General features: G+C 40.8%; 16 protein-coding genes and 1 pseudogene. 13 read left to right on the forward strand and 4 right to left on the reverse strand.

Annotated features, from left to right (window positions below; translation table 11 throughout):
- Nucleotides 1-229: 229 nt before the first annotated feature.
- The 3 genes from JQM81_RS09360 to JQM81_RS09370 are packed head-to-tail and all read right to left on the reverse strand — an operon-like array spanning nucleotide 230 to nucleotide 1,464.
- A complete protein-coding gene (locus JQM81_RS09360) occupies nucleotides 230-490 on the reverse strand; it encodes a spore coat protein (protein ID WP_235233249.1) in 261 nt (86 codons plus the stop codon).
- Nucleotides 491-503: 13 nt separating this feature from the next.
- Entirely contained in the window at nucleotides 504-686 is a 183-nt protein-coding gene (locus JQM81_RS09365; protein WP_235233250.1) for a hypothetical protein, read from the reverse strand.
- Between the two features lie 34 nt (nucleotides 687-720).
- Nucleotides 721-1,464, reverse strand: a complete 744-nt coding sequence (locus tag JQM81_RS09370; RefSeq protein WP_235233251.1) for a gamma-glutamyl-gamma-aminobutyrate hydrolase family protein — start codon at nucleotides 1,462-1,464, stop codon at nucleotides 721-723.
- Nucleotides 1,465-1,551: 87 nt separating this feature from the next.
- Between JQM81_RS09370 and JQM81_RS09375 the strand changes: the two genes are divergently transcribed.
- Nucleotides 1,552-2,514 carry a dipeptidase gene (locus tag JQM81_RS09375; RefSeq protein ID WP_235233252.1) on the forward strand — a complete coding sequence of 321 codons (963 nt, stop codon included), beginning with the start codon at nucleotides 1,552-1,554 and terminating at the stop codon, nucleotides 2,512-2,514.
- Between the two features lie 62 nt (nucleotides 2,515-2,576).
- Here JQM81_RS09375 and JQM81_RS09380 read toward each other — a convergent pair whose 3' ends face one another.
- Nucleotides 2,577-3,806, reverse strand: a complete 1,230-nt coding sequence (locus JQM81_RS09380; protein ID WP_235233253.1) for an argininosuccinate synthase — start codon at nucleotides 3,804-3,806, stop codon at nucleotides 2,577-2,579.
- Between the two features lie 623 nt (nucleotides 3,807-4,429).
- Here JQM81_RS09380 and proB point away from each other — a divergent pair.
- From proB to JQM81_RS09440, 12 genes and pseudogenes are all read left to right on the forward strand, one after another.
- Nucleotides 4,430-5,399, forward strand: a pseudogene (gene proB, locus JQM81_RS09385) (glutamate 5-kinase).
- A complete protein-coding gene (locus tag JQM81_RS09390; RefSeq protein ID WP_235233254.1) occupies nucleotides 5,374-6,621 on the forward strand; it encodes a glutamate-5-semialdehyde dehydrogenase in 1,248 nt (415 codons plus the stop codon). The pseudogene proB and the gene JQM81_RS09390 overlap by 26 nt, the downstream one beginning before the upstream one ends.
- A gap of 217 nt (nucleotides 6,622-6,838) precedes the next feature.
- Nucleotides 6,839-7,879 (forward strand): N-acetyl-gamma-glutamyl-phosphate reductase, encoded by a 1,041-nt coding sequence (argC, locus tag JQM81_RS09395; protein ID WP_235233255.1) that lies wholly within the window; start codon nucleotides 6,839-6,841, stop codon nucleotides 7,877-7,879.
- A gap of 53 nt (nucleotides 7,880-7,932) precedes the next feature.
- Nucleotides 7,933-8,376, forward strand: coding sequence for a GNAT family N-acetyltransferase (locus JQM81_RS09400; protein ID WP_235233256.1), 444 nt, complete (start codon nucleotides 7,933-7,935; stop codon nucleotides 8,374-8,376).
- A gap of 31 nt (nucleotides 8,377-8,407) precedes the next feature.
- Complete coding sequence (gene argJ, locus JQM81_RS09405; RefSeq protein WP_235233257.1) at nucleotides 8,408-9,631, forward strand: bifunctional glutamate N-acetyltransferase/amino-acid acetyltransferase ArgJ; 1,224 nt, start codon at nucleotides 8,408-8,410, stop codon at nucleotides 9,629-9,631.
- Between the two features lie 78 nt (nucleotides 9,632-9,709).
- The gene (gene argB / locus JQM81_RS09410; RefSeq protein ID WP_235233299.1) at nucleotides 9,710-10,609 is read left to right on the forward strand and encodes an acetylglutamate kinase; all 900 of its coding nucleotides are present in this window, start codon (nucleotides 9,710-9,712) and stop codon (nucleotides 10,607-10,609) included.
- Nucleotides 10,610-10,613: 4 nt separating this feature from the next.
- Nucleotides 10,614-11,789: an aspartate aminotransferase family protein gene (locus JQM81_RS09415; protein ID WP_235233258.1), complete on the forward strand. Its 1,176-nt coding sequence runs from the start codon at nucleotides 10,614-10,616 to the stop codon at nucleotides 11,787-11,789.
- Between the two features lie 56 nt (nucleotides 11,790-11,845).
- Nucleotides 11,846-12,277: a DMT family transporter gene (locus JQM81_RS09420; protein WP_235233259.1), complete on the forward strand. Its 432-nt coding sequence runs from the start codon at nucleotides 11,846-11,848 to the stop codon at nucleotides 12,275-12,277.
- 65 nt (nucleotides 12,278-12,342) lie between these two features.
- Nucleotides 12,343-12,936 carry a ComEA family DNA-binding protein gene (locus tag JQM81_RS09425; protein ID WP_235233260.1) on the forward strand — a complete coding sequence of 198 codons (594 nt, stop codon included), beginning with the start codon at nucleotides 12,343-12,345 and terminating at the stop codon, nucleotides 12,934-12,936.
- A 15-nt stretch (nucleotides 12,937-12,951) separates the two neighbouring features.
- Nucleotides 12,952-13,641, forward strand: a complete 690-nt coding sequence (locus JQM81_RS09430; RefSeq protein WP_235233261.1) for a response regulator transcription factor — start codon at nucleotides 12,952-12,954, stop codon at nucleotides 13,639-13,641.
- 88 nt (nucleotides 13,642-13,729) lie between these two features.
- A complete protein-coding gene (locus tag JQM81_RS09435) occupies nucleotides 13,730-15,064 on the forward strand; it encodes a sensor histidine kinase (RefSeq protein ID WP_235233262.1) in 1,335 nt (444 codons plus the stop codon).
- Between the two features lie 19 nt (nucleotides 15,065-15,083).
- Nucleotides 15,084-16,010 carry a GerMN domain-containing protein gene (locus JQM81_RS09440; RefSeq protein WP_235233263.1) on the forward strand — a complete coding sequence of 309 codons (927 nt, stop codon included), beginning with the start codon at nucleotides 15,084-15,086 and terminating at the stop codon, nucleotides 16,008-16,010.
- Nucleotides 16,011-16,012: the final 2 nt, after the last annotated feature.

Consider the following 16,012-nt stretch of genomic DNA (forward strand, 5'->3'; position numbering starts at 1 on the left):
TCATCGGTTTTGGTTTGTAAACTTCTTTTTTTCTGTTTGCCATAATAAAAGGCCTCCTATGATTTAATATATTTTATCATAGAAGACCTTTATAGTGTTTAATTTACAGAGTTTTTTTCACAGGCTCATAAACATCCTGGGATTATTTCATAAACAAGGCGCTGTCAGTCAGGGATATCCTCTCTGTTTTCTGACAGCGCCTTGTTTAGGGTAAGACTTTTTATTTTTGCTATTTCATGGAAAGTCCGGTCAATACTGATTTGACATGATTGATTTCCTGCTGTGAAGCTTTTTGAGCAGGGACATAATAACTTTTTTCTCTTGCTACCTGATAGAGCTTTTCCTGTGACATTTCACACTGATTGCGGATCTGTTTCAGGCATTGCTTTAATTCTTGGTTTTCTGTCTGGGAAATCATTTCTCCATAGCGGACAAGCTCGCCGTTGACGCCAGCCAAAGCGTCACTCACCATTGTCTTTTCATCTAACATCTCTTATTACCTCCTATAAGAATTTCATCAAGTCCTGCTTATTTTTCATGGCAGAATCGGCAGCATCCTGAAAAAGTTTTTTTACTTCAGGGTCTTTTGCCTGAGAAGCATAATCCTGCATTTTGCAGTGACTTGTGTCGTATCCGCCGATCAGGTGGCGCAGGTTCTGTAAATCGAGTACTGATATTTCAGCCATATCTGTTTCCTCCTTTTTCCCTATGGTTTCCTGATTATTGTGTCCTGTGATGAGCGGAAATATACGGAATATCTTTTGCATTTTTTGCTTTTTCCACAAATGTAAGAAATAATTTCTGCATGGGCTGGAAAGAATGATACATACATTCTGGATGCCATTGAACACCAATAATGAAAGAAGAAGTAACAGATTCAATAGCTTCTATAACACCATCGGAAGCGATGGCTGTAATTTTAAGATTTGTGCCAAGAACATGGATGCTCTGATGATGAAAACTATTAACAGAAGCAGAAGTACCAAGAATATTATATAGTATGCTATTTGATGAAATGGTAATCTTATGGCTGGTATCTTCTCGGTTCTCCGATAGCTGCATGTGATTCAGAGAAGAAATCGGGCGCAGAGACAGATCCTGAAAAATGGTTCCGCCAAGTGCAATATTCAGAATCTGCATTCCACGACAGATAGCAAGGATGGGAAGGTGGGACGATAATACATATTTCATCAAAGACAGATGGAAAAGATCTGTCTGTGTGTCTGTTCTGCCTTGCGTTGTCAATAATTCCTCTCCAAAAAGAAGGGGCGTGACATCGTCACCTCCGCAGAATAAGAAACCATCACACATTCTCACGTAATAAGAATAAGATTCTTCTGCCTGTGTGCAAGGGAGGATGACAGGAATACCGCCTGCATCCTGGATGGCTTGAAGATAGGTCTGGGTGACAAACTGGCGGTTATTCGTGTATCCACAAGAAACGACTCCAATAATTGGTTTCATAAGATAATTTCCTTTCAGAATGGGATTCATTTCGGGGCAAATAAGAGTATACTTGTAATATGAAGGTATGAGAAGGAGACAGTAGATATGAAACTTATTGATATGCATTGTGATACTTTATGGAAACTCATAGATCTCGATCAGACCGGTGATTTGATGGATAATCATTGCAGTGTTAACATTCCTTTTATGAAACAGGCCGGAACAAAAGCACAATTTTTTGCCTGCTTTACACATTTTGATGACTATAAAAATATAGGAGGCTATGAAAAAGCGTATGAACATGTACTGGAAATGATCTCTTATCTGAAGAGGCAGTTGGAGGAGTATTCGGATGAGATTGCATTTGCCAGATCTTATGCGGAACTTAGACAGAATGTGGAAAAAAATAAAATATCCGCTGTCCTTACTGTGGAAGAAGGAGGAATTCTAGAAGGGAAGATGGAACGTCTGGAAAAACTTTACAAGGAAGGGATCCGCCTGATAACGATTTTATGGAATTATAATAATTGTATTGGACATCCCAATAGTAAGGACGTAACTTGCATGTGGCAGGGGCTGACGTATTTTGGAAGAGAAGTTGTAGAACGAATGGGAGAACTGGGAATGATTATAGATGTATCCCATGCATCAGACGGAACATTTCGGGATGTTATGGAGCATGCAAAAGGACCGGTCGTGGCTTCCCATTCCAATTGTCGAGAACTCTGTAATCATCCAAGAAATCTGACGGATGAAATGATTCGGGAACTGGCTAATTGCGGTGGCGTAGCCGGATTGAATTTTTACGGACCATTTCTGGGCAATCCCAAAGAGTCCAGAATTAATGAAATGACCGCACATATCTTACATATGATTCGAGTAGGAGGAAGCTCATTTCCAGCAATAGGTACGGATTTTGACGGATTCGACGGTATGGAAGTCCAGGAGATTGCAGATGCTTCTCAAATGGAACGATTGTGGGATGCGTTAAAAAAAGCCGGATTAACAGAACGACAGTTAGATAAGATCTGGGGAGAAAATGTCGAAAGAGTACTTCGAAGAATATAATTAGGGACAGGGTAAATTTAATTTGGGACGGAGGAAAATGAAAAAACCCCCGTCCCAAATTACTATTTTTGATTATTTTTATCTAATTCTTGCATTTTCATTGCGCGAACTTTTAATGGAAGTCCGAACAGGTTGATGAATCCGCTGGCATCGTGATGATCGTATAAATCACCGGTTGTAAAGCTTGCCAGAGATTCGTTGTACAGTGAGTATGGAGAAGTTGTTCCGGCTTTAATGATATTTCCTTTGTAGAGTTTGAATTTCACTTCACCAGTTACATATTCCTGTGTGCTTTCAATGAATGCCTGAATTGCTTCACGCAGTGGTGTGAACCATTTTCCTTCGTAGATAACCTGAGACAATTTGTTACCCATCTCTTCTTTTACTTCATATGTAGCACGGTCTAATACCAGTTCTTCCAATTGCTGATGAGCTTCATACAGGATGGTTCCACCAGGAGTTTCATATACGCCACGAGATTTCATTCCGACAACACGGTTCTCTACGATATCGCAGATGCCAATTCCGTGCTTGCCGCCAAGTTCATTTAACTTGCGGATGATGTCGGAGACTTTCATCTCTACGCCATTAATGCTCTTTGGCACACCTTTTTCAAATGTCATCGTTACATATTCACCTTCATCTGGTGCTTTTTCTGGTGTTACGCTGAGAACCAGTAAATGCTCATAATTTGGTTCCTTTGAAGGATCTTCCAGTTCCAGACCTTCATGACTGATATGCCATAAGTTACGATCGCGGCTGTAACTGTGACTTGCATCAAATGGAAGATCGATACCGTGCGCTTTACAATATGCAATTTCATCTTCACGAGACTGCATAGTCCAGAGATCTGTCATTCTCCATGGAGCAATGATCTTGATGTCCGGAGCGAGTGCACGGATACCAAGTTCAAAACGAATCTGATCATTTCCTTTTCCGGTTGCACCGTGACAGATAGCGACAGCACCTTCTTTTCTTGCAATCTCAACCAGGCGTTTTGTAATTGCCGGACGTGCCATGGCAGTTCCTAACAGATATTTGTTTTCATATACTGCATGTGCCTGTACACATGGGACAATATAGTTGTCGCAGAAATCGTCTACAATATCTTCAATATATAATTTGGAAGCACCGGATAATTTTGCTCTCTCATCCAGCCCCTCTAATTCTTCTCCCTGTCCGCAGTTGATACAGCAGCAGATAACCTCGTAACCAAAAGTTTCCTTTAACCATGGAATAACCGCTGTGGTGTCAAGTCCACCAGAATAGGCTAATACAACTTTCTCTTTCATGATAGATATCCTCCTAAAATAACATATATTTTTACACGCAAGTAAATTCTGCATTCTTAATCGCAAGGATTACTATACACCATTTTACATAAATATGCAAGAATAATTTATAAAAAGATTGAAGAGTGTAATATTATGCAAAAATAATGTATAATATATGCAATTATGCAAGGGCGCAGATAATATTTATAAATATTGGTTAAAATAAATATGGTAAAGTATAAATAAAATTTGACAAATTGATTTGAGAGTGTAAAATAATTAGAAAAAATGAGAAATGATTAATAGTTATGACACAACAAGGAGCGGTTATAATGAAAAGCTTATACATTAAAAACTTAGATAACATCATTTATAACGTGAACTCTACTCTGCCATCTTATGACAGTGTTGTTTTTGTGCCGTGTAACCCCAATCCCTTTGGGGTATATTTGGCATAAAATTCAATAGTGACATGAGATAGGATAGGTTGTACTTGGAAGGGTCTTTATAGATTTTTGTAATTTATAATTAAGAAACAGAAGTGTAACATATGCTTCTGTTTTTTTGTTGCTGTGAATCCAGATGGAACTGCCGGCAAAAGATTCGAAAAGAGACCAGTAACTGATGGTGGAGGAGAAGACATGGACTATAGACAGGAATTGAAAAGTAAGAAAAAAATTGTAATAAAGGTTTGGGACTTCGACGATTACGTATCCGGAGACGGGAAATATTAATCTGGAAAAACTAAAGAAGTTTGTGAGAATACTAATCAATCTTAGAAATAAAGGGAAAGAAGTAATTGTCGTATCATCAGGGGCAGTTGGAATCGGAAGAAATGTTTTGGGTTTTTCAAAACGCCCGAAAGAAAAACCTGTCAGGCAGGCCTGTGCGGCAGTTGGGCAGGGGAGGTTGATGATGATGTATGAGAAATTATTTGCGGAATACAGTCAGATTACTGCTCAGATTCTTTTGACAAAAGAATCGATTACAGATCAGGAATGTGCCCGAAATGCCAGGAATACATTTGACCGGTTGGCGGCAATGAAAGTGGTGCCGATTGTTAATGAGAATGATGCGATCTCAGTTGCGGAGGAAAACCATGGTAATTTCGGGGATAATGATACGATGGCGGCTTATGTTGCGGCATTGGTGAAGGCAGATCTTCTGATACTGATGTCGGATATAGAGGGGCTATATACGGACGATCCTAAGAAAAATCCGAAAGCGCGTTTTGTCCATACAGTAGGTCATATTGATGAAGAGCTTGAAGCAATGGGGAAAGGCGCAGGAACAGAGCTGGGGACGGGAGGTATGGCGACAAAGATAGAGGCAGCGAAGATTGCAACCTGTGCAGGTGCTGACATGGTGATTGCGGATGGACATAATATTTATACAATTAACGATATTATGGCTGGAAAAAAGATAGGAACATTGTTCTTATCTGAGGATAAAGAATATATCGGGGAAAATGAGTACGCACCGGCCAGAGAGGAATTTCGCAGGAAGGCAAAGCGGAGAAAAAAAGAGCATATTTGCAAAAAGGATATTCAGAAACATAGTCAGACATGCAAGGGAGGAGTTACAAATGAGTTATATGCAGGTAATTGGTAAAAGAGCAAAAGAAGTATCCAAAACAGTACAGTTTTTGGGGCAGATAGAAAAAAATGAAGGATTGCGGTCTGTGGCCAGAGAACTTCGGCTTCAGACACCCTATATTTTACAGGCAAATGCAATAGACGTGGCTAAGGCAAGAGACGAAGGTATGAAACCATCGTTAATTGATAGATTACTCCTTACTTCACAGCGGATTAATGGAATGGCAGAAGGACTGGAACAGGTTGCAGAATTAGATGATCCGATTGGCGAGATTATCTCCATGAAAGTAAGACCAAATGGCCTGCAGATTGGAAAAAGAAGAGTCCCTCTGGGAGTGATTGGAATTATCTATGAATCCAGACCAAATGTAACGGCAGATGCATTTGGCCTGTGTTTTAAGACTGGAAATGTAGCGATATTAAGAGGTGGCTCGGATGCATTTTACTCGAATCAAGCAATCGTAAAAGTAATAAAAGATGGACTCAGGAAAGAGCATCTTCCCGAAGATGCAGTTCTCATGATAGAAAAAACAGATCGGTCAATTGTACAGGAGATGATGAAACTGAAGGAGTTTATCGATGTATTGATTCCAAGAGGTGGGAAGGGATTAATCTCAAATGTTGTGCAGAACAGCACGGTGCCTGTAATAGAAACCGGAACTGGAAATTGTCATATATATGTAGATGAATATGCAGATATCGATATGGCGGTTGAGGTTATCGATAATGCAAAGACTCAGCGGATGGGAGTCTGCAATGCATGTGAATCATTGGTGATACATGAGGATATAGCAGAGGAAGCAATTCCTGCAATTTTTAGCAGGCTAAAACAAAAGCAGGTTGAAGTAAGAGGCGATGAAAAAGCATGCAAAATTCAAAGCGGAATAGTCCCTGCTGTTGAAGAAGACTGGGGAAGCGAATACCTGGATGCTATGATATCGATAAAAACAGTTTCTTCTATAGAAGAAGCAATCACGCATATCAATCGTTACAATACCGGACATTCCGAATCAATTATAACCAAAGATTATGATCATGCTTTAAAGTTTCAGAATGAAATAGATGCAGCGGCAGTATATGTCAACGCGTCGACCAGATTTACCGATGGTTATGAGTTCGGATTCGGAGCAGAAATAGGCATCAGCACACAGAAATTACATGCAAGAGGACCAATGGGACTGGAGGCATTAACAACGACAAAATACATCATATTTGGAAATGGTCAGATACGTTCCTAAAGATTGTTATAAAGAAAACCCCCGAAAAGTGCTTGCATAATATACATTTTAGATGTATACTTATGCAAGCACTTACAATTTGGGACACGGCAAATTTAATTTGGGACGGAGGAAATTGAAAAAACCCCCGTCCCCGACCTAGACAACCTGCGTAAATTGGTTTAATATTGTCAAGTGTGCAATTTATAAAAATTCAATCGGGAAGGATGTAATATATATGATTAAAGTTGGAATTATTGGAGCAACTGGATATGCTGGCGGTGAACTGGTTCGATTGCTCATGGGGCATAAGGATGCGAAGATTGTGTGGTATGGTTCCAGAAGTTACATAGATAAGAAGTATGCGGATGTGTACCAGAATATGTTTCAGATTGTGGATGCGAAGTGTCTGGATGATAATATGGAAGAGTTGGCCGAGCAGGCGGATGTGATTTTTACTGCGACGCCGCAGGGATTCTGTGCTTCTGTAATTAATGAGGAGATTCTTTCCAAGACGAAGATTGTAGACTTGAGTGCAGATTTCCGTATTAAGGATGTGGCAACTTATGAGAAGTGGTATGGTATTGAACATAAGAGTCCTCAGTTTATTGAAGAGGCGGTGTATGGGCTGTGTGAGATTAACCGCGAGGCTGTGAAGAAGGCAAGGCTGGTTGCAAATCCTGGATGTTACACAACCTGTTCGATTCTGACGGCTTATCCGCTGGCAAAAGAAGGTATCATTGATATGAATACATTGATCGTGGATGCAAAGTCGGGCACATCGGGAGCAGGAAGAGGGGCTAAGGTGCCGAATCTGTTCTGTGAAGTCAATGAGAATATGAAGGCTTACGGAGTTGCCTCTCACAGACATACACCAGAGATCGAGGAACAGTTGGGATACGCATCAGGAGAAGAAGTCGTTATCAACTTTACTCCGCATCTGGTTCCGATGAACCGAGGAATTCTTGCTACAGAATATGCAACTTTGAAAAAAGAAGTTTCTTATGAAGAAGTAAAAGCAATTTATGATAAATATTATAAAGATGAGAAGTTCATCCGTGTTCTGGAAAAGGATGTCTGTCCTGAGACCAAATGGGTGGAGGGAAGCAATTATGTAGATATTAATTTTAAGATAGACCCGAGAACGAACCGTATCATTATGATGGGAGCAATCGATAACCTGGTAAAAGGAGCAGCCGGCCAGGCAGTACAAAATATGAATCTCATGTTCGGATTGCCGGAAAGTGAAGGTCTGGAACTAGTTCCAATGTTCCCATAGACATTTCTGGCATGGAACAATCATATCAAAATGAAATCAGATGGGAGATACATATGGTAAGAGTTATGTCAATCGATGATTACAATCAGGTATATGCACTTTGGACGAAGATTCATGGCTTTGGTCTTCGAAGTGTCGATGATTCACGAGAAGGAATCGAACGTTTCTTACAACGCAATCCGACGACCAGTGTGGTGGCAGAAGAAGAGGGTAAAATCGTTGGGGCGATCCTTTGTGGGCATGACGGACGACGAGGCTGTCTGTATCACGTGTGTGTGGATGAAGAATATCGTATGCGGGGAATCGGGAAGTCCATGGTCGTATTTGCAATGGAGGCATTAAAAAAAGAAAAGATTAACAAAGTTTCTCTGATTGCATTTACAAAAAATGATATTGGAAATGCATTTTGGAACGAAATCGGCTGGACAAAGAGATTGGACTTGAATTATTATGATTTTACTTTGAACGAAGAGAACATTACAGCATTTATTCAGTAAGAAAAATATAGCAAGAGAGGAAGAGATGAATATGAAACAGATCAAAGGCGGAGTAACCGCAGCAAAAGGATATGAAGCAGCAAGTACAGCAGCAGGAATCAAGTATAAGGACAGAACGGATATGGCAATGATCTATAGTCAGGTACCATGTGTGGCTGCAGGAACATTTACGACAAATGTTGTAAAAGCAGCACCGGTCAAATGGGACCAGCAGGTAGTAAAAAGTGGCGCAAAAGTACAGGCTGTTATCGTGAATTCAGGAATTGCCAATGCCTGTACGGGTGCGGAAGGCTTTGGATACTGTAAGGATACGGCAGTGGCAGCAGCAAAAGCACTGAATATCTCGGAAGATGGTGTCCTGATCGGTTCTACCGGAGTCATTGGAAAGCAGATGCCGATCAATCGTCTGGTGGCTGGTATCGATGCTCTGGCAGGAAAGAAGAATGACACTTTGGAAAATGGAACCGAAGCAGCAAAAGCAATTATGACCACAGATACCTGTGAAAAAGAGCTGGCAGTAACGATTGAAGTCGGAGGAAAGACGGTGACTATCGGAGGGATGGCAAAAGGATCTGGTATGATTCATCCGAATATGTGCACGATGCTTGCATTTATCACAACAGATGCAGTGATTTCCAAAGAGACTCTTCAGAAAGCATTGAGTGAAGATGTGGACGATACCTATAATATGATTTCTGTAGATGGAGATACTTCTACAAACGATACCGTTATCTTGCTGGCAAATGGACTGGCTGAGAATCCGGAGATTATATATGGAAGTGATGACTACAAGAACTTTGCAGAGGCACTGCATACCATCAATGAATATCTGGCCAAAAAGATTGCTGGAGACGGAGAGGGAGCTACTGCTTTATTTGAGGTAAAAACCGTTGGCTGTGAGAGTGTGGAGCAGGCAAAGACGCTGGCAAAATCAATCGTTTGTTCAAACCTTACAAAGACAGCAATTGCAGGACATGATGCGAACTGGGGAAGAATCCTTTGTGCAATGGGGTATTCTGGAGCACAGTTTGATCCGGAAAAAGTGGATCTGTTCTTTGAGAGCAAGGCCGGCAAGATCCAGATTATTGAAAATGGAACGGCGGTAGATTACAGTGAGGAGGAAGCAACGAAGATACTGTCAGAAGCTGAAGTAACTGCAATTGCAGATGTCAAGATGGGTGATGCCTCTGCAACGGCATGGGGATGTGATCTGACCCATGGATATATTGAGATTAACGCAGATTACAGAAGCTAATTGTGATGCTATATAATGACAGAAGAACATAATGCTGCAATCATGGCGATACAGCAATATAGAAAGGAAGTAGATGAGATGAACAAAGATATGCAGAAGTATCTGGAAAAGGCAGAAGTACTCATAGAAGCACTTCCGTATATTCAACGGTTCAACCGAAGGATTATCGTAGTAAAGTATGGCGGAAGCGCCATGGTAGATGAAGCATTAAAGGCACAGGTGATTCAGGATGTGACTCTTCTGAAACTGGTAGGATTTAAGCCGATTATCGTGCATGGAGGAGGAAAAGAGATCAGCAGATGGGTCAGCAAGGTCGGTATGAAGCCAGAATTTGTCAATGGACTTCGTGTGACGGATGAGGCAACTATGGAACTTGCAGAGATGGTATTAGGTAAGGTAAATAAAAGCCTGGTGCAGTTGGTAGAGAGTCTGGGAGTCAGAGCAATCGGAATCAGTGGAAAAGATGGAAAGCTCTTATCGGTGAATAAAAAGTATTCAGAAGGAGAAGATATCGGATTTGTGGGTGAAGTAAAAGAAGTCAATGCGCCGATTCTGTATGATCTGCTGGAGAAGGATTTCCTGCCAATCGTATGTCCAGTCGGCCTGGATGATGATTACAATACTTATAATATTAATGCAGATGATGCGGCATGTGCGATAGCCAGAGCAATGCGGGCGGAAAAGCTTGCATTTCTGACGGATATTGAGGGTGTATACAAAGATCCAAAAGATCCGTCAACTTTAATCTCAGAATTGACGGTATCCGAAGCACATAAGCTTATGAATGACGGATATGTGGGAGGCGGTATGCTTCCGAAACTTCACAATTGTATTGATGCAATTGAACATGGAGTGTCCAGAGTACATATATTGGATGGACGGATTCCACACTGTCTGCTTCTGGAAATATTCACGAATAAAGGTATTGGTACAGCAATTATTAATGACAGCGATCGAAGATTTTACTATGGAGAATAAGCATATGAATAAATATATTGAAGCAACACAAAATGGACTGGTCCATACTTATAATCAGTTTCCAATTGTGTTAGAAAAAGGAGAAGGCGTCTATCTGTATGATACCGAGGGGAAAAAATATTTGGATTTTGCTGCAGGATATGCAGTATCTTCCCTTGGATATGGCAATCAGGAATTGAATGATGCACTGAAAGCACAGATAGATCAATTGTTTCATACATCGAATCTTTATTATCATACGACATGTGGGAAGGCAGCAGAAGATCTAAAACGAGTAACAGGTATGGATCGTATTTTTTTCACCAATAGTGGAGGAGAGGCTGTCGAAGGAACATTAAAAGCTGCAAGAAAATATGCCTATAAGAGAAAAACAGGGCGTTATGAATTCATTGCGATGAAAGAGTCTTTTCATGGAAGAAGCTTTGGCGCAGTATCTGTTACTGGACATGATGCTTACAGAGAGCCGTTTGAACCATTGGTTCCTGGTGTATCATTTGCAGAATACAATAATCTTGAAAGTGTGAAAGCGCTTGTGACAGATAAGACCTGTGCAATTATTCTTGAGCCGTTACAAGGTGAAGGCGGTATCAATGTGGCTTCGGAAGAGTTCATGAAAGGGATCCGTAAGCTCTGTGATGAAGAAGGAATTTTGATGATCTGCGATGAAGTACAGTGTGGCATGGGACGGACTGGTTCGATGTTCGCATGGCAGTCTTATGGCATTAAGCCAGATATTATGTCCATGGCAAAAGCAATCGGAAGCGGAATTCCTGTCGGTGCATTTGCTATGACAGAGGAAGTAGCACAATATTCTCTTGAACCGGGGGATCATGGCACAACATACGGAGGTAATCCACTGGCATGTACAGCTGTCAGTAAGACGGTAGAGATCTTTGAACGGGAGAATCTTGTATCCCATGTGCAGGAGATTGGAGCATATCTGTCAGAACAGTTGGATATTCTGGTACAGGAATCTGACTGCGTGACAGCAAGAAAGGGCAAAGGTCTGATGCAGGGAATTCAGGTTACAAAACCGACCGGAGAGATTGCGAATGCTGCTTTGCAGGAAGGTCTTCTTGTAATCGGTGCAGGAGCGGATGTAATTCGTTTTGTTCCGCCACTGATTATTGAAAAAGAACATGTGGATGAAATGATAGAGAAATTGAAGAAAGTGCTGTAGACATAAAAAATCAATCGTTGGATATACTATTTACAGGAATGTAGGAGGTAGATCGGATGATTGGTTTTTTAATTGCTCTTTTGTCAGGGGCTTTAATGAGTGTACAAGGCGTGTTTAATACACAGGTGACGAAGACGACAGGAATGTGGGTCAGTAACGGATGGGTACAATTGAGTGCTTTTGCATTATGCTTTGTGGCATGGTTGATCTCGGGCAGGGATAATGTAATGACGCTCGCAAAGGTAGAACCCAAATATGTACTTTTAGGCGGTGTGATCGGGGCCGGAATTACATGGACAGTAATCAAGAGCATGGAACAGCTGGGCCCGGCAAAAGCAACGTTGTTGATCGTAATCTCTCAGTTAATCGTTGCGTATATTATTGAATTGTTGGGATTGTTCGGGGTAGAGAAAGAACCACTTGAGTGGAGAAAGGTAATCGGCATGGGGATTGCTTTGATTGGAGTTGCAATTTTTCAGTGGAAATAGTACAATAACTTTATCTAGGCATATGCGGGGTATTTGCAGTTACGACAGACTGTAAAGGAGAATTTATGCGTAGAAAGATCTGGAAAAAAAGAAAAGTTATCATTATGGCGGCAGTTTTGCTTCTGCTTGCAGGATGTTCAAAAGAAGCGGAAAAAGAGCAGGTGCAATTGGCAGAAGTAAAAGAAGATACATCGCAAGATGCAGAGACAGAAGATACGGAAGAGAAACAGGAGGCAATCTATGTCCATGTATGTGGCGAGGTTGTGAATCCAGGAGTATACAGACTTCATACAGGCAGCCGTATCTATGAGGCATTGGAAGCGGCTGGGGGACTTAGTGATGAAGCATCAGCAGAAGCGTTGAATCAGGCGGAGCAGATAGAGGATGGACAGCAGATATATGTTCCTTCCAGAGAAGAAAAAGAACAGCAAATCTTAGAAAATCAAAGCGCAGATCCAGAAGAAGATGGCAAAGTGAATTTGAATACAGCATCGAAAGAGCAGCTTAAGACTTTAAATGGAATTGGTGAGGCAAAGGCAACAGCCATTATCCAGTACCGAGAAGAGCATGGCGGTTTTCAGAAGATTGAAGAATTAATGGAAGTGGAAGGCATTAAAGAAGGTACGTTTCAAAAGATTATGGATCAGATAAAGATTTAGCGAGGGAGAGCGTGAATGGGTAGAAGAGTATTGGTAGTAGACGATGAAAAATTAATTGTAAAAGGAATTCGTTTTAGCTTAGAACAAGATGGAATGGAAGTAGACTGTGCTTATGATGGGGAGGAAGCATTGAAACTTGCCAGAGAGAATGCCTATGACATGATTTTATTAGATGTTATGCTGCCAAAGCATGATGGATTTGAAGTATGCCAGCAGATTCGTGAATTTTCAGATGTTCCTATTGTTATGCTGACGGCCAGAAGTGATGATATGGATAAGATACTGGGATTGGAATATGGCGCAGATGATTACATAACGAAGCCATTTAATATTCTGGAAGTAAAGGCACGTATCAAAGCAATCATGCGTCGTGTCAGCAAAAGTAATCAAAGCAAGGTGAACGATAAGATTATTGTGAAAGGTGATATGACGATTGATTGTGAGAGCCGGCGCGTGGTTATCGGAAAAAAAGAGGTTAATCTGACGGCAAAAGAATTCGATCTTCTGGAATTGTTGGCAATGAATCCGAATAAAGTCTATAGCCGTGAAAATCTGTTGAACATTGTATGGGGATATGAATATCCTGGAGATGCAAGAACAGTAGATGTACATATACGTAGGCTTAGGGAGAAGATTGAGACGAATCCAAGTGATCCAAAGTACGTATATACAAAATGGGGAGTGGGTTATTATTTTAGGGGTTAAAAAGTATTTTAAACAGAATGTATTTAAGAGCTTGCGTTTTCGAATCACCCTGTTGATATTTTTGGCTGGGATTGTGCCGGGCCTTATTATGAGAGGGGTGATTCTGAGCAGTTATGAGAAAAGAACAGTAGAAGTACGAACTGCAGAGATACAGAATCAATGTACTATTCTTGGCAATCAACTGAGTAATTCCAATTACTTGGCTGGTGAAGCGTCTGAAGTGATCAGAACGGAGCTGGTGCAGCTATCCAATATCTATAGTGGACGTGTTCTGATCATAGATCAAGAGTTCCATATTGAAGAAGATACATATGATATGGATATGGGAAAAACCATCGTATCCGAAGAAGTAATCCGGTGCTTTCAGGGAAAGGGCACCAGTAATTATGATGCAAAAAACAGGCATATAGAGGTGACTTCTCCAATCTATGAGATGGGATCGGATAAAGTATTAGGAGTCATGCTTGTAAGTGTATCGACGGATTCGATTGTTGACAGTATGCAGATATTAGATGAAAGAATCTTGATTGTGGAACTTACGATTGCTGTAGTACTGTTGGCGTTGGCTTTTGCGGCAGGTATCATTATGGTGAGGCCATTCCAAAGAATCAGTTGTTCTTTGGCGGCGGTAACGGATGGATATGAGGACAATTATCTGCATGAGAACACCTATACAGAGACTATATTGATCTCAGAATCATTTAACAGAATGGTAGAACGAATGAAAGTGTTGGATGATTCTCGCAATGAATTCGTGGCAAATGTGTCACATGAATTAAAGACACCGCTGACATCAATGAAGGTATTGGCAGATTCGTTGTTGGCACAGGAAGATGTTCCGGCAGAACTATATCAGGAATTTATGGGAGATTTGTCAGAAGAGATTGAAAGAGAGAATAAGATTATCAATGATCTCCTGTCTCTGGTGAAGATGGACAAGACGGCAAATACTTTGAATATCAAGTCTGAAAATATCAATGCCCTGGTAGAAAGAATACTGAAGCAGCTTCGGCCAATAGCAGCGACACGCAATATCGAAGTGGTATTTGAAAGCTTCCGTCCGGTAACCGCTGAAGTAGATGAGATGAAACTGTCACTTGCGATTACAAATCTTGTAGAAAATGCTATTAAGTATAATAAAGAGAATGGATGGATTCATGTATCTTTGAACGCGGATCACAAAAATTGTTATATTGAAGTTGCCGATTCTGGAATTGGAATCCCTGAAGAGGCGCTGGAACATATATTTGAAAGGTTTTATCGTGTCGATAAATCCCATTCCAGAGAAATCGGTGGAACTGGGTTGGGTCTTGCCATTGCAAGAAGTGCGGTGGTGATGCATCGAGGCGCAATTAAGGCTTATAGTCAGGTGGGAGAGGGAACGACATTTACAATACGAATTCCGCTGACTTATGTATCTTAGGACAGGAGGAAAGAGCAATATGAGTCGAAAAAGATGCTATACGATTGTTTGCATACTGCTGTGTCTTTCACTTCTGGCAGGATGCAGAAAAGGAAAGGAACCAGAAGAAGGAGAGTCTTTTATCTGTTACGTGAATACAGAAGATACCGCTTTGGTAAAAGAAAAGTATGAGATGAAAGGAGAGAATGCGGAGGAAAAGGTTCAGAACTTATTGAATGCGATGCAAAAGGAACCAGATTCTATAGAATATAAAAGCGTGTTCCCGGAAAAATTAAAGATACAAGACTGGACGTTATCCGATAAAAAATTAGAGATTCATTTTAACAGTACTTATGAGAAACTGAGTGCTGCCAAAGAGGTGCTGCTGAAAGCAGCTGTGGTACAGACTTTGTCGCAGCTTTCAGAGGTAGAGTATGTCTGCTTTTTTATTGAGAACAGTCCATTAACTGATAATCTGGGTAAAGAAGTGGGGTATATGCGTGCAGAAGATTTTGTGCAGAATACAGGTTCATTGTTGTATTCTTACCAGGTTGGAGAATTGAAACTATATTTTGCCAATGAGCAAGGAAATGCTATGATAACAGAAAATATCAGCGTCCGTTATAATAGTAATACATCGATAGAAAAGCTGATAGTAGAACAATTATTGAAGGGTCCGTCTAAGGAAGGACTGTATCCGGTGATTCCGCCGGAAACTAAGGTGCTTGGCGTGTCGGTCAAGGATAATGTGTGTTATGTGAATCTTGATGAAGGATTTCTGAATAATACTTACACGATAGATCCTAAAATTACAATATATGCAATTGTTAATTCTATTGTTGATGGAGGTGCATCCAGTCAGGTGCAGATTCTGGTGAATGGGGAATCCGATATCACATACATGGGAACAGTAGATCTTAGTAAGCCATTATCACGAGATCAGAACCTTGTGGAGGAGAAAGAATAGTC

The organism is Faecalicatena contorta, from assembly GCF_021531895.1.
Taxonomy (GTDB): Bacteria; Bacillota; Clostridia; order Lachnospirales; family Lachnospiraceae; genus JAFBIX01.